Below are 17,792 nucleotides of genomic sequence, written 5' to 3'. Positions count from 1 at the left end.
CTCAGGCCTTTTTCAGCGAAGCCGACACGGGCAGCTTGCGGATCCGCTGGCCCGTGGCGGCGAAAATGGCATTGCACAGCGCGGGCGCAATCCCGGACGTGCCGGGCTCGCCGATACCACCCGGCTCGTCCTTGCTGGCCACGATGTGCACCTCGACCTTGGGCGCCTCGTTCATGCGCATCATCCGGTAATCGCTGAAGTTCGACTGCACCACGCGCCCGCCCTCGAGCGTGATCTCGCCCCATAATGCCGCCGTCAGGCCGAACACGATGCCGCCTTCCATCTGCGCCACGATGCCGTCCGGGTTGACCGGCTGGCCGCAGTCGAGCGCACATACGACACGGTGCACGGTCACGTCGCCTTCCGGCCCCACCGACACTTCGGCGATCTGCACCATGTAGCTGCCGAAGGCGAACTGCGCCGAAACGCCGCGGCCCACCTTGCGCCCGGCCACGGCCTTCAGGGGCTTGCCCCACCCCGCCTTTTCAGCGGCCAGGTTCAGCACGCCCAGGAGGCGCGGCGACTTGTCGAGCAGCGCGCGGCGGTAGGCCACCGGGTCCTGCTTCGCGGCGTGCGCCAGTTCGTCGATGAAGCTCTCCACCACGAACACATTGTGGGTCGGCCCCACGCCGCGCCAGAAGGCAGTGGGGATCGGCGGCTCGTGACGCAGGTACTCCACGTGCAGGCCGGGAATCGTGTACTGCAGGTCGGCCGCGCCCTCGACGGCATCCGGGTCGATGCCGTCCTTCACCGCTGGCGGCGCGAAGCGCGCCATGACCGAGGAACCCGTCACGCGGTGGAACCATGCCTGCGGCCTGCCCTTGTCGTCCAGCCGCGCCGCGATGCGGTCCACGTAATACGGGCGGTACATATCGTGCTGGATGTCTTCCTCGCGGGTCCACACGAATTTCACGGGGCCGGGCTTGGCCTGCGCCTTCGCGAACGCCACGGCCTGCGTCACGTAGTCGACTTCCAGGCGGCGCCCGAAGCCGCCGCCCAGGTAGAAGTTATGCACCTTTACCTTCTCGATCGGCAGGCCGGTGATCTTGGCCGCCGCGCCCTGCGCCAGGCTGGGCACCTGGGTGCCGCAATACAGGTCGCAGCCGTCGGCGCGCAGGTCGACGGCGCAGTTCATCGGCTCCATCGTCGCGTGCGCCAGGAACGGCGCCTCGTACACCGCCTCGATCTTGCGGCCATCCTTGGCATCGCCATCGAGGTCCTTCAGCGCGTTGCCCTTGTCGGTGGCCACCGCGCCCTTGCCCTTCGATTTTTCCACCATGTCGGCCACGATGGAGGCCGTGGTCACGTTGGCGTTCGCACCGGCTTCCCATTGCGGGGCCAGCGCGGCCAGGCCCTGCTTGGCGGCCCACATATTGCTGGCCACCACGGCCACCGCATTGCCGATCTTGAGCACTTCGCGCACGCCCGGCACGGCCAGCGCCTTCGGATCGTTCGAGGCGATCAGCTTGCCGCCGATGACCGGGCAGGCCGACACGGCGGCGATGCCCATGTTCGGCAGCTTCACGTCGATGCCGAACTGCGCGGTGCCGTCGACCTTCGGCGGCGAGTCGAGCCGCGCGTGCTTCTTGCCGATCAGGGTGAACGAACCGGGGTCTTTCAAGGCCACCGTCTTCGGCGCCTCCAGCTTCGCGGCGGCCTCCACCAGCTCGCCATAATGCAGCGTCTTGCCGGCGCCGTCCGTGACGGTGCCGTTGGCCACGCGCAGCGTTTCCGCTTTCGCGTTCCACCGCTGCGCGGCGGCCTCCACCAGCACGGCGCGGGCGGTGGCGCCGGCCTCGCGCAGCGGCTTCCAGGCGCCGCGGATCGAGGTCGAGCCACCCGTCACCTGGCCGCCCAGCAGCGGGTCGCTGTACAGGTTGTTGTCGGCCGGCGCATGCTCCAGCTTCACCTTCGCCAGGTCCACGCCCAGTTCCTCGGCGATCAGCATGGGAATCGACGTGTAGGTGCCCTGCCCCATCTCGACCTTGTGCATGATCAGCGTAACGATGCCTTCGCGGTCGATGCGGATGAAGGCGTTCGGCGCCAGCCCCGGCGGCACGTCGGAGACGGCGGTGGCGGCATGGCCGACGGCCTTTTCAGGCGGCGCCTCCTGCCGGTCGTTTTCCTTGCGGTTGCAGCCCGGCAGCAGGAAGCTGACCAGCAGGCCGCCGCCGGCAGCGGCGCCCACGCGCAGGAAGCGGCGGCGGCCACCGGAGACCTCGCCGGCAGCCACATTCATTTTCTCGTGCATGTTGCCCATCGCGCCCCTCCTCATTTCGCCACGGCGGTGCCCGCCGCGATCTTGATGGCGGCACGAATGCGGCCATAGGTGCCACAGCGGCAGATATTGCCGGACATGGCGTTGTCGATATCGGCATCGCTTGGCTTCGGCGTCGCCGTCAGCAGCGCCGTGGCGGCCATCACCTGGCCGGACTGGCAGTAGCCGCATTGCACCACGTCGATCTTGCGCCACGCGTCCTGCACCTTCGCCCCGACCGGATCGTTGCCGATCGCCTCGATGGTGACGATCTTCTTGCCGGCCGCGGCCGACACGGGCGTGACGCACGAGCGGATCGGCTGGCCGTCCAGGTGCACGGTGCAGGCGCCGCACAGGGCGACCCCGCAGCCGAACTTGGTGCCGGTCAGGCCCGCGACATCGCGCAGCGCCCACAGGATGGGCATATCGTCCGGTACGTCGAGCGCGGTATCGGTGCCATTGATGTTCAGGGTGGGCATGCGGACTCCTTCATTCAGTGGATAGTCGTGAAACAAGGGTGGAACTATAGGGCAACAGTCGCAACCATGTCGCCCCGATGATAGACTCGCACGGCAATTGCGCCTATCACACTTCCGTATAAGATGACCGACCGCCGCCGCTTCCTGATCAACGCCCCGCTCGGCCTGCTGGCCGCCAATATCACCGCGACCGCCCATGCCGCCGCCGAGCCGCCGTCCCCCGCCGGCGCTCCGCCCACGTTCGGGACGGCGCCCGCCGCCGGGCCGAAGGTGTCGCCCGCCACGTTCGCGGAAGCGGAAAAGCTGATGCAGGTGACGCTGACGCCGGCGCAGCGCGAGATGGCCGCGCAAGCCTGGCCCACCGGCCTGGCCGGGCTGGCGGAGCGCCGCACCGGCCCGAACAAGGTGCGCATCGAGGATGACGTGGCACCGATGTCGCACTTCGACCCGGTGCTGCCGGGAACGCAGGCCGGCCCGGCACGGGCCCGCTTCGTGCGCGGGTTTGCCGATGCCGGCCCGCTGCCCGCCAATGACGCCGATATCGCCTACGCCAGCGTGGCCCGGCTGTCGCGCTGGATCGAGGCTCGCCAGCTCACTTCGGAGCGCCTCACGCAGATCTATATCGCGCGCTGCCGGCAGTTCGATCCGCGCCTGCGCGCCGTCATCACGCTGCTGCCGGAGCAGGCGCTGGAACAGGCGCGCGCGGCCGACCGCGAGATCGCGGCCGGCCGGTACCGCGGGCCGCTGCACGGCATCCCCTATGGCGTGAAGGACTTGCTGGACACGGCCGGCGTGGCCACAACCTGGGGCGCCGAGCCGTTGAAGGACCGCATCCCCGTCACCGATGCCACGGTGATCTCGCGCCTGCGCGAAGCGGGCGCCGTGCTGCTGGTCAAGCTGTCGCTGGGCGCGCTGGCCATGAACGACATCTGGTTCGGCGGGCAAACGATGAACCCCTGGCTGCCCGAGGAAGGCGCGTCGGGATCGAGCGCCGGCCCCGGCGCGGCGATGGCCGCCGCGCTGGTGGCCTTCACGATCGGCAGCGAGACGGGCGGTTCGATCGTCAGCCCCGCCACGCGCTGCGGCGTGACCGGCCTGCGCCCAACCTTCGGGCGCGTACCGCGCACGGGCGCGATGACGCTGTGCTGGTCGCTCGACAAGCTCGGCCCCATGACGCGCTCGGTGGAGGACTCGATGCTGGTGCTCCACGCGATCGCCGGGCCGGATGCCGGCGACGTGGCAAGCGTCTCCGCCAAGCTCGATTTCGATCCGGCCCAGCCCGTGCGCGGCCTGCGCATCGGCTACCTGCCGGAGTGGCTGAAGGAAGCGACCGACGTCGACCGCGCCGCGCTGGAGCTGGCGAAGAAGGCAGGCATGAAGCCGGTGCCGGTGGCGCTGCCGGCCTGGCCGTACATGTCGCTGAACACGATCCTGTTCGCCGAGGCGGCCGCCGCCTTCGAGGAATGGACGTTCTCGGGCAAGATGGAGCTGCTGTCGGAACAGACGCCGGATGCGTGGCCGAATTTCCTGCGCCAGGCGCGCTTCCTGTCGGCCGTCGACTTCGTGCAGGCCGACCGGCTGCGCCGTATGGTGGCACAGCGCATGGCCGACATCTTCCGGTCGGTGGACGTGCTGCTGGTGCCGTCGCTGCGCGACGAGATGATCGTCATCTCCAACCATACCGGGCACCCTTCGCTGACCTTGCGCACCGGCTTCGTGCAGGTGGCCCAGGCCCGCAGCGACTGGGCGCCCCACCCTTCGCGCCCCTTGCCCAAGTTCGCGCCACCGCGCCGCGTGCCGCATGGCGTGACGCTGATCGGCCGCCTGTTCGACGAGGGCACGCTGGCGCGTGCCGGCATGGCCCTGGAGCGGCTGGCCGGCGTGGCGGGCGAGCGGCCGCCGGGTTTTTGAAGCACGCGGGGTAGTCCGGCGCCTCAGGTATCGATTTTCCGGTCCTCCGCCTGCGCTTCCTGCATGGCTTGCGGCTCCAGGTGTTCGGCGGGAATGTTGAGGCGGATGAAGGCTCCCCACGCGAGCAGCAGGAGCGCCGCGCATACCCCGATCACGGCGGCATGCGGCAGCAGTTCCGGGTGGCCATGCAGCGACTGGAATGCGGACACCAGGCATTCGATCGACAGCGACACGACAACCACGACCAGGAAGCGCGACAGGAAACGCCGTACCCGGGTCGGCGTGCTGATGCTCGCTTCGCGCTGCACTTCTTCCTCCAGCACCGTCTGCCCCAGCTCGAAGGCCGCCACGGCGATCGTGAGCAAGCCGATGCATTCCAGGATCTGCACGAAGCGGGGCGGCGTTTCCGAATCGACCGCGGCGGTCAATGCTTCCCAGATTTCCCAGGCGGCCATGCCCACCAGGGCGACACCGCTGACCAGGAAGAACACCGCGACGGCAATATAGCCGGCGCCGAACAGTTTTTGCAGGGCTTTCATCGTGCTCCATTGCATAAGGATATGCAGCAATATTCTCACGCCGGTCGCGCGGCAGTCGCACGCGAGCGTCGTGACGGCGGTAAAATTCGTCGAAGAAATGGCGAAGCAATGATTTCGCCGGCAAGCAACCCTGCAATACCAAACTTTATTACACCGCCAGGATTCCGATGACGTTCTCCGTTCTGCTCAATCTCGCCGCCGCCCTCCTGCTGCTGGGCTTCCTGTACAGCCAGCAACGCCGGCACGCCAGCTTCACGGTCAGGGTGTTCACCGCGCTCGGCCTGGGCGTGGTCTTCGGCGCGGCGCTCCAGGCGCTGTACGGTGCCGACGGCGCGGTGATCAAGACCACGGGCGAATACCTTGACATCGTGGGCAGCGGCTATGTGAAGCTGCTGCAGATGATCGTGATGCCGCTGATCATGGTGTCGATCGTGGCGGCGATTTTGAAGCTGCGCGACGCGAAATCGCTCGGCAAGATCAGCGCGCTGACGATCGGCACGCTGATGGCGACGACGGCGGTCGCCGCGGCGATCGGCATCCTGATGGCCAAGCTGTTCGGCCTGTCCGCCGCGGGCCTGACCGCCAGCGCCGCCGAAGTGGCGCGCGGTGCCTACCTGGAAGGCCGGCTGGCCGACGCGCAGGCGATCTCGCTGCCGAACATGATCCTGTCGTTCATTCCCGCCAATCCCTTCCTCGACATGACGGGTGGGCGCAAGACGTCGACGATTGCCGTCGTGATCTTTTCCGTGTTCGTCGGCATCGCCGCGATCGGCATCGCCGACAAGAAGCCGGACCTGTTCGTGTCGTTCGACCATGCCGTGAAGGTGGCGCACGCGATCGTGATGCGCATCGTGACGCTGGTGCTGCGGCTCACGCCCTACGGCATCTTCGCGCTGATGGCCCAGGTGGTCGCCACGTCGAGCTATGCCGATATCCTGAACCTGATCGGCTTCGTGGCCGCCTCCTATTGCGCGCTGCTGCTGATGTTCGGCGTGCACCTGGCGATCGTGGCGGGCACCGGCCTGAATCCGTTGCGCTTCGCCAAAAAGATCCTGCCCGTGCTGACGTTCGCGTTCACCTCGCGCAGCAGTGCCGGGGCGATCCCGATGAATGTGCAGACGCAGGTGCAACGCCTGGGCACGCCCGAAGGCATCGCCAATTTCTCGGCCTCGTTCGGCGCCACGATCGGCCAGAACGGCTGCGCCGGCATCTATCCGGCGATGCTGGCCGTGATGATCGCCCCCACCGTGGGGATCGATCCATTCACCGTGTCGTTCCTGCTGCCGCTGCTGGCCGTCATCACGATCGGGTCGGTAGGCGTGGCGGGCGTGGGCGGCGGCGCCACGTTCGCGGCGCTGATCGTGCTTTCCTCGATGAACCTGCCGGTGGCGCTCGCCGGCCTCCTGATCTCGATCGAACCGCTGATCGACATGGGCCGCACGGCACTGAATGTTTCCGGTGCAATCACGGCCGGCACGCTCACGTCGCGCGTGATGGGCGAGACCGATCTTGCCGTGTTCGACCGCGACGACGCGGGCGAGGATATCGAATCGGACCCTACCCCCGCCTGACCTTGCCGGACGCGCCGGCCGACCCGGCTCAGCGGTCGCGTCCGGTTGCGCCACCATCTCGCGCCATCGTTTTGTGGTTTCGTCTAGTATTCGCAAACCGAATGACAACGACGGACGGCGATGGAACAGAAATGGCCTCAACAGATCTGGGTGGTGCGGCACGGACAAAGTGCCGGCAATGTCGCGCGCGAAGCGGCGGAAGCGGCTTCGCAGTTCCTGATCGACATCGCCGAGCGGGACATGGACGTGCCGCTGTCCGAGCTCGGTGAGCGCCAGGCCGCCGCGCTGGGGCAATGGTTTTGCTCGCTGCCGCCGGAACACCGGCCGAACGTAGTGCTGTTCTCGCCCTATGTGCGCGCCCGTGAAACGGCGATGGCCGTGGTGAACGGCCTCGATCGCGACGAGCTGCTCACGGTGGTGGCGGACGAACGGCTGCGCGAGAAGGAGTTCGGCATCGTCGACCGGCTCACGCCGCTGGGCATCGCCGACAAGTATCCCGAGTTGCACGAACAGCGCCGCCACGTGGGCAAATTCTACTTCCGGCCGCCCGGCGGCGAAAGCTGGTGCGACGTGATCCTGCGTCTGCGCAGCGTGCTCGACACCATCACCCGTGAATACCGCTGCGAGCGCGTGCTGATCGTGGGACACCAGGTGATCGTCAACTGCCTGCGCTACCTGCTGGAACGGATGGACGAGCAGACGATCCTGGCGATCGACCGCGCCGGCGATGTGCCGAACTGCAGCGTTACGTCCTACCGCTTCGACCCCACCGCCGGCAAGCGTGGCAAGCTCGTGCTCGACCTGGAGAACTTCGTTGCGCCGCTGACCTCGACCGGCACGCCCGTCACGAAAGGCAAGGACCAGCCGGCCGCGCCCAAGGCATGACGACAGGAGCGATGATGACAACCGAGATCACCGCGCGAACGTTACGGGAATGGGCGCTGCCCGAACCGTCGTTCGACGACGACAAAGAAGGCCGCGGCCATGTGCTGATCATCGGCGGCTCGCGCGAAATGCCGGGCGCCGTGATGCTCGCCGCCACGGCCGCGCTGCGGGCCGGAGCGGGCAAGCTGACGATGGCCACGGCCGCCACGGTGGCGCCGCTGGTCGCGATGGCGATTCCCGAGGCGCGCGTGATCGGCCTGCTGGAAACGGCCGGGGGCGGTTTCACGATGGATGCGGCACGCAAGCTCGGCGACCAGGCCGGCAAGGCGAGTGCGGTACTCGTGGGCCCCGGCATGCAGGACGATGCGGCGACAGCGGAACTGGTGCATGCGCTGCTGCCCCGCTTCGCCGGCACCCCGCTGATTCTCGACGCTGCCGCCATGGGGGCCGTGCGGGCGCAGGGTGAACCGCACCTGCTCGAGGAACCGAAGGACATGGAACACTTTCGCTTCGCCGAGCCAGTGCTGATGACGCCGCACGCCGGCGAGCTGTCGCACCTCACCCGGCGCGACAAGGAACAGATCTGCGCCGCCCCTCTCGAGGCGGCGCAGGAGGCCGCGCGGCGCTGGAACGCAATCGTGGCGCTGAAAGGCGCGACCACGGTAATCGCGGCGCCGGACGGCCGGCAGTGGCAACACCAGGGCGGCAATGTCGGCCTGGCGATTTCCGGCTCGGGCGATACGCTGGCAGGCATCATTGCCGGCCTGGCGGCACGTGGCGCTACGCTCGAGCAGGCTGCCGCCTGGGGGATCGCGCTGCATGCGTCCGCCGGCGAGCAGCTGTCGATCCGATATGGCGTGCTGGGTTACCTGGCACGGGAGATTTCGGCCGAAGTACCGGCCCTGTTGCGTACGCTTGCCCCAGCCTGAGGGGACAGCGGATATTACTATCAGGCACATCATGAACCGGCAACCATCCTGGCGGTCTAACGATACCTAATGGTTTCGCCAATCTACCCACTTTGAAAGGAGTCGAAATGATTAAGCTGAGTAAACCGTCCGCCCTGGTCCTGGCCGCAGTGCTGGGTACTGCCGTGCTGACCGGCTGCAAGAACCGCGATGCGGACCAGCCCGCGACCGACACGACGGCACCGGCCGTAACGCCGGACACGAGCACCACCCCGGCCGCTCCGGCCACCCCGCCGGCCAGCGGTACCAGCGGTGACGCCGGCGCCACCGGCGGTGCGACGGGCGCCACCGGCACGACCGGCACGGATGCCGGCGCCGCCGGCACGACCGGTACGGGCACCGGCGCAACGGGCACCGATGCCGGCGCTGCCGGCACCACGGGCACCGGCACGGGTACCGGCGGCACCTCGGGCACGTCGGGCACCACCGGCGGCACGGGCACGTCCGGCACGGGCACCACGCCGAACCAGTAAGCCGTGCCATGAAAAAAGCCGGCACCTCTTGCGAGGTGCCGGCTTTTTTTTTATACCGGTTCGCGTCAGAACTGGTAGTTGTAGGCCACGCCCAGCAGGTTCATGTGCGTCTGCCAGGTGCCGCGGGTGGTTTCGCCGTTACCAGTGCACTCCAGCACGCCAGGGCGGCAGTCGTTCTTGTACGCGCCGTTGGCTTTCTTGAAGTCCAGGTAGGAGTAAGCCACGTCGAGCGAGGACTTCGGCGTGAGCTTCCAGTTGAAGCCGAACGACAGCTGATTGCGGTCCGAATCGGGCAGCGCGGCATGGCGCAGCGCGTCGCTGCGCACCGGCGCCTCGTCGTGGGCGATACCGGCGCGCAGCATCACTTTGTCGTTCAGCTTGTAGTTCGCGCCGAGCGCCACGCGCACGGTGTTCTTCCACTGCTGGCGGATCACCAGGTCGCCGTTGTCGGTGCCCAGGAATTCGATGTTGATGTTCTGCATGCGCGAATTGCGCGTCCAGGTCACGTCGAACATGCCGGCCAGGCGGGCGTCGAATTCATGATAGCCGTTCACGGACACGGTTTCCGGCGTGCGCAGCTTGACGCGCGCGGCCGAGTCCTCGTGGTGCGAGCGATTCTCGATGATGGCGTTGATCACGCGGTCCGTCGTCACGCTGGAAAAGTCCCAGTCCGCGCCGCCGCCCAGCTTGTGGTCGATATGCGAGCGGTAGGCGATGCCGAAGCGGGTGCCCGGCGCCGGCTGGTACAGGTAGCCCACGTTGAAGCCGTAGCCCCAGTCCTTGCCCTCGACCTCGGCGCGTGCATCGCGAATCGCGGCCAGGGCGGCAGGATTGCCGCCGGCGGCGACGATCGCACCGAGCAGCTGGGCGGCCGTGGCGGGGTTGCCCCGCGCGGCAGCCACCGAGCCCGGCACGTCCACCATCTGGCCCAGGGTGGCCTTCATGAATTCGGCCGTGAGACCGAAGCCGATGGAATGACGCTCGTTGATCTTCCAGGCCACCGACGGGTTCAGCGAGATGGCGGTCAGCTTCATGTCGGTCAGCGCATAGCGGCCGGCCCAATCCCAGTCGTACGACAGGTTGGCGCCGTACGGCACGAACATGCCGAAGCCGGCGGTCAACTGGTCGTTGATCTTGTGGCTGTAGTACAGCGAAGGGGCCGCCACGGCTTTCGGCGCGTATTCGTCCTGCAGCTTCTGGCCACCCGTGCTCGTGCCGGTGAAGCGGGTCGAGCCGCTGTCCGCATAGGTCGAATGCGGCACCAGACCGGTCACGCCGCCCATGATCTGCCGGCCTTCCAGGCGCGACAGGCCCGCCGGGTTGGCGAAGATGGTGGAAGCGTCGGCCGCCTCGGCACCGTTGGCCTCGGCCGTGCCTTGCGACGATACGCTCTGCGAGCCGAAGCGGTAGCCGGATGCGCCGGCCGTCGCGGAAACGGCCGCCAGCGCGGCCGTAATGATCAGGGTCAGATATTTTTTGTCCAAGGTAGTCTCGCTATCTATTCTTACCATTTAGATAATTGCTCCCCTATAACAGCTGGGGCTGCGGGGGCGAGGATACTACACCATCGGAAATTTTGATACGAACGTTCGTTTTCCGCAGTGCAACATGTATCAAAACACCGAATGTCACAATTTGCTTGATGAATCCGCTAGACAGCGTGGTCATTTTGGTCTCAATTTTTTTCGCCCAACGGCAATCCAACTGCCGCTGAACTGGTCTCAAAACAACGAAAACAACCCAACAACCGCACGGGGACTGTCCCCGAATTTTTACAACCGCACGGGGACTGTCCCCGAATTTTTACAACACTTTCGCCTCGCACGGTACGGCGCGGCGACTATCCCGATTTTTTACAACACTTCCAACTTGCAACATATTTCCTGAAACCGGGGTCAGACCCCGGTTTCGGCAAACAATTTTTCGGCGACACAAAAAAGGGGCCGCACACGGCGGCCCCAACGGAGAAAGACAGCGACGATCAGGCGGCTTCGGCCATCGGGGGCGGGGTCTTCGTGCCCCGCCCGGTGATTTTGTGCACGCCCTTCATGACGAGGCGGTAGACGAGGCGAACGAAGGTCAGCGTGAAGATCGCTTCGATGAAGGTCAGCACGCCGGCCACGCCCACGTTCCAGCGCTGCGCGCGGCGGTCGAACTTGGCGAACATGCGGTCGCGGGCGATCTCGATGCTGTCGTAGAACGTGGGCACCATCAGCAGCGTCAGCACGGTCGAGGTGATCGTGCCGCCGATGATCGCCACCGCGAGCGGGCGGTAGAACTCGCCGCCTTCGCCGTGGCCGATGGCAACCGGCAGCATGCCGGCGATCAGTGCGAACGTCGTCATCAGGATCGGTCGCAGGCGCATGCGGCCGGCATACATCAGCGCGTCCTCGCGGCCATAGCCCTCCTCTTCGCGCTTGCGCGCCGCGTCCAGCAGCAGGATTGCATTCTTCGCCACCAGGCCCATCAGCATGATCACGCCGATCAGGCTCATCAGGTTGATCGTGCCGTTCGTGAGCAGCAGCGCCACCACCACGCCGATCAGCGACAGCGGCAGCGACAGCATCACCGCCACCGGCGCCGTGAACGAGCCGAACTGCATTACCAGGATCAGGTACATGAGGCCGATACCGGCAACCAGGGCGATGCCCATCTCGGTGAACACCTCCTGCATGTCCTTGCCTGAGCCGGCCACGGCCAGGCCATAGCCCGGCGGGAAGTCCATCGACTTGGCCAGGTTCATTGCATCGGCCGTTACCTCGCCCGGCGAGCGCCCCTGCACGTTGGCCGACACGGAAATCACCCGCTTGCCATCCTTGTGCTGGATTTTGGCCGGGCCCTTGCCCATCGTGACCGTGGCGATCTGGTCCAGCGGCACCATCTGGTTCGTGCCCGATACGGCGATCGGCAGGCGTTCGATGTTTTCGGAATTGGTACGGTCTTCCGGCGCCAGGCGCACGGCCACGTCACGCGTCTCGCCCGTCGGGTCGACCCAGTCGCCCACCTCGATGCCGGCGAAGGCCACGCGCAGCGACATGGCGGCGTCGCCAGCCCCGATACCCATCGAGTTGGCCAGGCCACGGTTCAGTTCGATCTGCAACTCATCCTTGGGATCCTGCTCGGACAGGCTGACGTCGACCGCGCCAGGCACCTTGCGCAGCTCGTCCATGAACCGGCTGGTGATTTCCATCAACTTGCGCGAGTCCTCGCCCATGAACTCGATTTGCACGGGCTTGCGGCCGCCGTTGTTCAGGTCGTCCATTACCGTGTATTCGGCGCCCACCAGCTGGCCAAGCTTGGTGCGCAGCTCTTCGGCCACCTCGGTTGCCGAACGCGTGCGGTCCTTTTTCTTGCCGATATCCACGTACACGCGGCCGCCCGTCAGGTTCACGTAGCTGCTCGTGTTTTCCGTTTCCTTGATGGAGTGGGCCAGCTCGGCCGCCTTCATGACCTTCATCTTGGAGTACTCCAGGCTGCTCGACGATGGCGTGCGGATGTCGATCGCGATGGTGCCGAAGTCGGAGGTCGGCACGAACGACGCACCACCGAACTTGGCCTGCAACGCGATCGCGCCCACGAAGCTGGCGATGGCGATCACGGCCATCGAGCGGCGGTGGTGCAGCGCCCATGCGATAACGTTGCCGTAGCGGTCGGCCTGGTGGTCGAACCAGTGGTTGAAGCGCTGCAGCACTTTCTCAAAGCCCTTGCGCGGCGCGTCGTGGTGGCCCGGCGGGTCGCCCCAGTAAGCCGACAGCATCGGGTCCAGCGTGAACGAGATCAGCAGCGACACGGCCACCGATGCCGTCACCGTCAGCGCGAATGGCCGGAACCATTCGCCCGTGATGCCGGGCATGAACGCGACAGGGATGAACACGGCCATGATCGAGAAGGTGGTCGCGGCCACCGCCATGCCGATCTCGTTGGTGCCGTTGATCGCGGCGGTGCGGCGGTCGGCGCCCATCTGCATGTGGCGCACGATGTTTTCCCGCACCACGATCGCATCGTCGATCAGCACGCCGATCGCCAGCGACAGGCCGAGCAGCGTCATGAAATTCAGCGTGAACCCGCACAGCCATACGCCGATAAAGGCGGCGATCACGGAAGTGGGCAGCGACAGCGCCGTGATCAACGTCGAGCGCCACGAATTCAGGAACGCATACACCACGAAGATCGTCAGGCCCGCGCCCAGCACCAGCGCCTCGATCACGTTGTTCAGGCTGCTCTGCGCATCTTCGCCGCCATCGTTCGTGATTTCCAGCGTCGTGCCCTTCGGCAGCGTCGGCTCGATTTCCTTGACGAGCGCATGGATCAGTTTCGATACCGCTACCGTCGAGGCGTCGCGCGAACGGATGATGGAGATACCGACGTTCGGCTGGTTCGAGCGCATCGACAGGTTGTTCACTTCGGAGAAGGCATCCTGGATCGTGGCGACCTGGCCCAGGCGGACCAGCTCGTCGCCATTGCGCTTGACGACGACCTGCTGGAAGTCTTCCGGCCGTTCGATGCGGCCGACCAGGCGGATGCTCTTCTCGTCGAGCGCGCCGCGCAGCTTGCCGACGGGAGCATTCATGTTCTGCTTGCTCAGCGCGGCGGTGACGTCGCTGACCGAGACATTGTATTCACGCAGTTTCTCGGCTTTCAGCAGCACCGACAGCTCGCGGCGCAGTGCGCCGTCCACATTGACCGTGGCCACTCCGTCGAGGCCGCGGAATTTTTCCGCCAGCACGTCCTCGGCCAGCCGCGAGATCTCGGCATGGCTCTGCGTTTTCGAGCTGAGCGAAAGCTGCATGATCGGCTGCGCGGAGGGATCGATGCGCTGCAGCACGGGATCGCGCATTTCCTGCGGCAGCTTGTATTTGACCGATGCGATCGCGTTGCGGATGTCGTCGGAAGCTTCGATGAGGTTGCGTTCGAACGTGAACTTCATGAAGATCGTCGCCGACCCTTCGCTGGCCGTGCCGTTGATCTCCGTGACGCCGGTAATGCTCTGCAAGGATTTCTCGATGCGGTTGAGCACTTCACGCTCGACCGTTTCCGGCGAGGCGCCCGGATAAGGGATCGACACCACGATGAAGGGAACCTCGACGTCCGGGTTCTGGTTCACCCGCAGCTTGGACAGGGCCATCAGGCCCAGGCACATCAGCGCGAGTATCAGCACGATCGTGGCGACCGGCCGCTTGATACTGAAATTGGAAAGGAACATGGCTCAGCCCTTGGTTGCCTGCTTGATTTCGCTTACTTGCACTTACTGGCGCTTAATTGCCTTTGTTGGCGGCCTCATTGGCCGACGCGACGTTCTTCGGCGTAACGAGCTGGACCGGCTGGCCGTCCTGCACGGTCGAGCCGGGGGCGCGCAGCACGCGGTCGCCGGCCGAGAGGCCGCGCGTGACCTGCCACATGCCCGTACGTTCGTCGCGCGTGCCGACCGCCAAGTCCACCTTGGCCAGCTTGTTGTCCTTCACGCGCCAGGCATAGCGGCTGTCGCCGGCCTGCACCATGGCCGATTCCGGCAGCATGAGCGCATCGCTGCTTTCCGATTCCACGCGGCCTTCCGCATACAGGCCCGCCACGCGGGGCTGGTGCGCGTCGGCGAAGTCGACAAGCACCTCGACCTGCCGCGTGACCGGGTTGGCGGCGGGGTCCACGCGCCTGACCTTGCCCTGGAAGTTCTGGCCGGGGTAGCCGTTCACGCGGAACAGCACCGGCTGGCCCACCTTGACGACGCCGATCTTGTCCGCCGACACGAGCCCCTCGAAGCGCATGCTGTTCGGATCGATCACCTTGATCAATTCCTTGCCAATCTGGGCCGTATCGCCGTTCGACACCTTGCGGTCGCTGACGATGCCGTCGAAGGGTGCCCGCACCTGGGTACGGTCGAGCTGCTGCCGCGCGCTCACGGCGCGCGCCTTGGCGGCCGCCAGCTCGCTTTGCGCCGTATTCAGCCGCACCTCGGCATCTTCCAGCGCCTGCATCGACGTCATGCCGGAGGCGCGAAGCGTCTTGTTGCGCTCGAACATGCGCTGGGCCTGGTCGACGACCTGCTTCGCGTTGCGCACCGACTCTTCGCTCGAGGACAGGCTGTCGCGGATCGACGTGTCGTCCAGGCGCACCAGCAGGTCGCCCTTCTTCACCGCGTCGCCGTTTTCCTTCAGCACCTGCAGCACGATGGCGGAAACCTCGGCGCGCAGGTCGGCGCGGCGTTCCGGCTGGATCGAACCGGTGATCACGGGGCCGGAAGCAAGCGCATTGCTGTGTACCGTCAGGAGATCTTCCGGTGCGATTAGCAACCGGGTTGTTTTCTTGTCCCCGCCTTTGGCGGCCTCTTCGGCCGCGCCGGGTGGTTTTCCGCAGGCGACGAGGCTCGTGGCGACGGCGAGAGCGATCAAGGTATTTCGCAACATGGAGATCTCCGAGAGTTTTGGACTGCTGAGCTGGTGAAGTACTGCGTTTTCTAATTATTCAGTTCGTTATTTTTTTTGTACGACCGAGAGCGCCGAGTATGTCCAGTGCGTCGGACAGTGTCAATTCGGGCGGTGCCAGACTGCGGGAAAATGTGGCTGGACTGCTGAAAAGCGTGGACAGGCTGCAAACGATGCCAAGGACCCTGTCTCGATGTGAAAGCTTGGCATGTATCGGGCGGACGTCCGGCGCCGTCCGCCGCCGGGCATCAGCCCTGTCCGAAGATGGCGTACACGAGGTGTCCGATACCGATGCCGGTGGCCAGGCCGCCGCAGATTTCCACGACGGTGTGGCCCATCCGTTCGCGCAGCCATTTGTGTTCCGGCCGCCCCTCGGCCAGGCGGTTGATCGCGGCGGCCTGGCGCCCCACGTGCTGGCGCAGGCTGTTGGCGTCGATCACGACGATGAAGCACAGCGCCACCGCCACCCCGAAGGCCGGGTGGCCGATGCCCTCGCGCAGTGCGATCAGCGTGGCCATGCTGGATACGACCGCGCTGTGGTTGCTGGGGAAGCCGCCGTTGCCCACCAGGTTGAATGCCCATTTGCGGGCACGAATACTATTGATCAGGAATTTGATCGGGCCGACGGTGATCCAGGTGAGCAATGGCGTAACGAGATAGGCAATATCCATGAGTAACTTTCGAATTCCTTTTTGGCAATTCTTCATTATCGCAGAAGCCGGCTCCGCGAAAAAGGCAGCTCAAGTAAAATCGCCCGACCGCATGTTTTTGTACCAATAACAATATTTGATGAAGGATGGGGCATGAAGCATTTCAGGATTTCAATTATTGTCACCGTGGTCTTGATGGTATTGGCGGGCTGGTGGGGCTACAGCCAGCGCGGCATTGCCGGACTGTTCACCGCGCTCTGGATTACCGGGGTGCTGGGCATCATGGAAGTATCGCTGTCCTTCGATAACGCGGTGGTCAACGCTTCCGTGCTGAAGGACTGGAATCCGTTCTGGCAGAAGCTGTTCCTTACCGTCGGCATCCTGATTGCCGTGTTCGGCATGCGGCTCGTGTTTCCGCTGGCGATCGTGGCCGTTGCGACGGGGCTCGACCTGCTCCAGGTATGGACAATGGCCACCACGAACCCGAATGAATACTCGCGGCACCTGATGAGCGTGCATGCCGAGGTGGCGGCGTTCGGCGGCGCGTTCTTGCTGTTGGTGTTTCTCAACTTCATCTTCGACGAGGAAAAGGAGGTGCACTGGCTGCACTGGTTCGAGCGGAAGGCCAGCGCCATCGGCACCACCAGCCTGTCGGCATTGATCGCGTTGCTGGCGGTGCTGGTGTGCGTGGAACTGGTCGAGGAAACGCACCGCTTCGCCGTGCTGTACGCCGGCATCGTGGGGATTGCGATCTACCTGGGCGTGAAGTGGCTGTCGGGGCTGCTGGAAGAAGGCGAGCACGACCACTCGGGCACTGGCGAACTGGGCAAGGCAGTCGCGGGTGGCAGCATCGGCGGCTTCCTGTACCTCGAAGTGCTGGACGCGTCGTTCAGCTTCGACGGCGTGATCGGCGCGTTCGCCATCACCAGCGACGTCGTCATCATCATGCTCGGGCTCGCCATCGGCGCCATGTACGTGCGGTCGCTGACGGTGTACCTCGTGCACAAGGGCACGCTGGACGAATTCATCTACCTGGAACACGGCGCCCACTATGCGATCGGCATCCTGGCCGTGATCATGCTTGCCAGTGTGAAATACCATGTGCCGGAGTGGTTCACGGGGCTGTCCGGGGTGGCGTTCATCGTCGTGTCGCTGTACTCCTCGGTGAAGTACCGCAAACGGATGGCCATGCAGTAAGATCGCAGCATTTCAACTTCGACAAGCCGCCATGATCCAACGCACCCGACGCTCGCCCATCCTGATCCTCATCGGCATCCTCGCTCTCGCCGCCCTGCTGTTCTGGGTATGGGCGATGGCGACGCTCAACTTCTCGTACTCCGAGGGCGAGCGCAATGGCTTCCTCCAGAAGTTCTCGAAGGTGGGCTGGTTCTGCAAGACGTGGGAGGGCGAAATGCTGCTGACCTCTATGCCGGGCGCGATTCCCGAGAAATTCCACTTCAGCGTGCGCGACGAGGAAGTGGCGAAGCAGCTGTCGGCCGCCATGGGCAAGCGCGTGACACTGACCTACGCCCAGCACAAGGGCGTGCCCACCAGCTGCTTCGGCGAGACCGAGTACTACATCGAGAAGGTGCTCGTGCAGAATTGACCGTGCTCACGGGGCCGTGCGTCCCACCGCCCTC

15 protein-coding genes are annotated in these 17,792 nt (G+C 65.5%); 8 read left to right on the top strand and 7 right to left on the bottom strand.

Annotated features, from left to right (window positions below):
* Position 1 precedes the first annotated feature (1 nt).
* Together V6Z91_RS16060 and V6Z91_RS16055 are read right to left on the bottom strand one after the other, a co-directional pair.
* Positions 2–2,260 (bottom strand): xanthine dehydrogenase family protein molybdopterin-binding subunit, encoded by a 2,259-nt coding sequence (locus tag V6Z91_RS16060; RefSeq protein WP_338758594.1) that lies wholly within the window; start codon positions 2,258–2,260, stop codon positions 2–4.
* Positions 2,261–2,271: 11 nt separating this feature from the next.
* Positions 2,272–2,736: a (2Fe-2S)-binding protein gene (locus V6Z91_RS16055; RefSeq protein ID WP_338758593.1), complete on the bottom strand. Its 465-nt coding sequence runs from the start codon at positions 2,734–2,736 to the stop codon at positions 2,272–2,274.
* A gap of 123 nt (positions 2,737–2,859) precedes the next feature.
* On the opposite strand from V6Z91_RS16055, the gene V6Z91_RS16050 reads away from it, so the two are divergent.
* A complete protein-coding gene (locus tag V6Z91_RS16050; RefSeq protein WP_338758592.1) occupies positions 2,860–4,647 on the top strand; it encodes an amidase in 1,788 nt (595 codons plus the stop codon).
* 23 nt (positions 4,648–4,670) lie between these two features.
* On the opposite strand, the gene V6Z91_RS16045 is transcribed toward V6Z91_RS16050, so the two are convergent.
* Complete coding sequence (locus V6Z91_RS16045) at positions 4,671–5,186, bottom strand: hypothetical protein (RefSeq protein ID WP_338758590.1); 516 nt, start codon at positions 5,184–5,186, stop codon at positions 4,671–4,673.
* A gap of 167 nt (positions 5,187–5,353) precedes the next feature.
* Between V6Z91_RS16045 and V6Z91_RS16040 the strand changes: the two genes are divergently transcribed.
* The 4 genes from V6Z91_RS16040 to V6Z91_RS16025 all read left to right on the top strand — a co-directional run bounded on the left by V6Z91_RS16040 (position 5,354) and on the right by V6Z91_RS16025 (position 9,083).
* The gene (locus tag V6Z91_RS16040; RefSeq protein WP_338758588.1) at positions 5,354–6,757 is read left to right on the top strand and encodes an L-cystine transporter; all 1,404 of its coding nucleotides are present in this window, start codon (positions 5,354–5,356) and stop codon (positions 6,755–6,757) included.
* Between the two features lie 120 nt (positions 6,758–6,877).
* Complete coding sequence (locus V6Z91_RS16035) at positions 6,878–7,642, top strand: histidine phosphatase family protein (protein ID WP_338758587.1); 765 nt, start codon at positions 6,878–6,880, stop codon at positions 7,640–7,642.
* A gap of 11 nt (positions 7,643–7,653) precedes the next feature.
* The gene (locus tag V6Z91_RS16030; protein WP_338758585.1) at positions 7,654–8,571 is read left to right on the top strand and encodes an NAD(P)H-hydrate dehydratase; all 918 of its coding nucleotides are present in this window, start codon (positions 7,654–7,656) and stop codon (positions 8,569–8,571) included.
* 107 nt (positions 8,572–8,678) lie between these two features.
* Entirely contained in the window at positions 8,679–9,083 is a 405-nt protein-coding gene (locus V6Z91_RS16025; protein ID WP_338758583.1) for a hypothetical protein, read from the top strand.
* A 65-nt stretch (positions 9,084–9,148) separates the two neighbouring features.
* Here V6Z91_RS16025 and V6Z91_RS16020 read toward each other — a convergent pair whose 3' ends face one another.
* On the bottom strand, positions 9,149–10,567 hold the full coding sequence (locus tag V6Z91_RS16020) for an outer membrane protein transport protein (protein ID WP_338758581.1): 1,419 nt from the start codon (positions 10,565–10,567) through the stop codon (positions 9,149–9,151).
* Between the two features lie 124 nt (positions 10,568–10,691).
* Here V6Z91_RS16020 and V6Z91_RS16015 point away from each other — a divergent pair, with 124 nt between their 5' ends.
* Positions 10,692–10,970: a hypothetical protein gene (locus V6Z91_RS16015; RefSeq protein ID WP_338758579.1), complete on the top strand. Its 279-nt coding sequence runs from the start codon at positions 10,692–10,694 to the stop codon at positions 10,968–10,970.
* A gap of 94 nt (positions 10,971–11,064) precedes the next feature.
* Here V6Z91_RS16015 and V6Z91_RS16010 read toward each other — a convergent pair whose 3' ends face one another.
* From V6Z91_RS16010 to V6Z91_RS16000, 3 genes are all read right to left on the bottom strand, one after another.
* Complete coding sequence (locus V6Z91_RS16010) at positions 11,065–14,286, bottom strand: efflux RND transporter permease subunit (RefSeq protein WP_338758577.1); 3,222 nt, start codon at positions 14,284–14,286, stop codon at positions 11,065–11,067.
* A gap of 52 nt (positions 14,287–14,338) precedes the next feature.
* Positions 14,339–15,484: an efflux RND transporter periplasmic adaptor subunit gene (locus V6Z91_RS16005; RefSeq protein WP_338758575.1), complete on the bottom strand. Its 1,146-nt coding sequence runs from the start codon at positions 15,482–15,484 to the stop codon at positions 14,339–14,341.
* A gap of 266 nt (positions 15,485–15,750) precedes the next feature.
* Positions 15,751–16,173, bottom strand: a complete 423-nt coding sequence (locus V6Z91_RS16000) for a divergent PAP2 family protein (protein WP_338758574.1) — start codon at positions 16,171–16,173, stop codon at positions 15,751–15,753.
* 132 nt (positions 16,174–16,305) lie between these two features.
* On the opposite strand from V6Z91_RS16000, the gene V6Z91_RS15995 reads away from it, so the two are divergent.
* Together V6Z91_RS15995 and V6Z91_RS15990 are read left to right on the top strand one after the other, a co-directional pair.
* Positions 16,306–17,349, top strand: a complete 1,044-nt coding sequence (locus V6Z91_RS15995) for a DUF475 domain-containing protein (RefSeq protein ID WP_338758572.1) — start codon at positions 16,306–16,308, stop codon at positions 17,347–17,349.
* Between the two features lie 31 nt (positions 17,350–17,380).
* The gene (locus tag V6Z91_RS15990) at positions 17,381–17,758 is read left to right on the top strand and encodes a hypothetical protein (protein WP_338758570.1); all 378 of its coding nucleotides are present in this window, start codon (positions 17,381–17,383) and stop codon (positions 17,756–17,758) included.
* Positions 17,759–17,792: the final 34 nt, after the last annotated feature.

It is taken from the genome of Massilia sp. METH4 (assembly GCF_037094685.1).
In the GTDB taxonomy this organism is placed as follows: Bacteria; Pseudomonadota; Gammaproteobacteria; order Burkholderiales; family Burkholderiaceae_D; genus Rugamonas.
This window is presented reverse-complemented; position numbering and strand designations above follow the sequence as displayed.

Excerpts from the sequence above, each read along its gene's own strand:
- V6Z91_RS16015 (WP_338758579.1), top strand. The coding sequence starts at position 10,692 with ATGTATCAAAACACCGAATGTCACAATTTGCTTGATGAATCCGCTAGA.
- V6Z91_RS16040 (WP_338758588.1), top strand. The coding sequence starts at position 5,354 with ATGACGTTCTCCGTTCTGCTCAATCTCGCCGCCGCCCTCCTGCTGCTG.
- V6Z91_RS16050 (WP_338758592.1), top strand. The coding sequence starts at position 2,860 with ATGACCGACCGCCGCCGCTTCCTGATCAACGCCCCGCTCGGCCTGCTG.
- V6Z91_RS16010 (WP_338758577.1), bottom strand. The coding sequence starts at position 14,286 with ATGTTCCTTTCCAATTTCAGTATCAAGCGGCCGGTCGCCACGATCGTG.
- V6Z91_RS16055 (WP_338758593.1), bottom strand. The coding sequence starts at position 2,736 with ATGCCCACCCTGAACATCAATGGCACCGATACCGCGCTCGACGTACCG.
- V6Z91_RS15990 (WP_338758570.1), top strand. The coding sequence starts at position 17,381 with ATGATCCAACGCACCCGACGCTCGCCCATCCTGATCCTCATCGGCATC.
- V6Z91_RS16060 (WP_338758594.1), bottom strand. The coding sequence starts at position 2,260 with ATGGGCAACATGCACGAGAAAATGAATGTGGCTGCCGGCGAGGTCTCC.
- V6Z91_RS16000 (WP_338758574.1), bottom strand. The coding sequence starts at position 16,173 with ATGGATATTGCCTATCTCGTTACGCCATTGCTCACCTGGATCACCGTC.
- V6Z91_RS15995 (WP_338758572.1), top strand. The coding sequence starts at position 16,306 with ATGAAGCATTTCAGGATTTCAATTATTGTCACCGTGGTCTTGATGGTA.
- V6Z91_RS16005 (WP_338758575.1), bottom strand. The coding sequence starts at position 15,484 with ATGTTGCGAAATACCTTGATCGCTCTCGCCGTCGCCACGAGCCTCGTC.
- V6Z91_RS16030 (WP_338758585.1), top strand. The coding sequence starts at position 7,654 with ATGATGACAACCGAGATCACCGCGCGAACGTTACGGGAATGGGCGCTG.
- V6Z91_RS16025 (WP_338758583.1), top strand. The coding sequence starts at position 8,679 with ATGATTAAGCTGAGTAAACCGTCCGCCCTGGTCCTGGCCGCAGTGCTG.
- V6Z91_RS16045 (WP_338758590.1), bottom strand. The coding sequence starts at position 5,186 with ATGAAAGCCCTGCAAAAACTGTTCGGCGCCGGCTATATTGCCGTCGCG.
- V6Z91_RS16035 (WP_338758587.1), top strand. The coding sequence starts at position 6,878 with ATGGAACAGAAATGGCCTCAACAGATCTGGGTGGTGCGGCACGGACAA.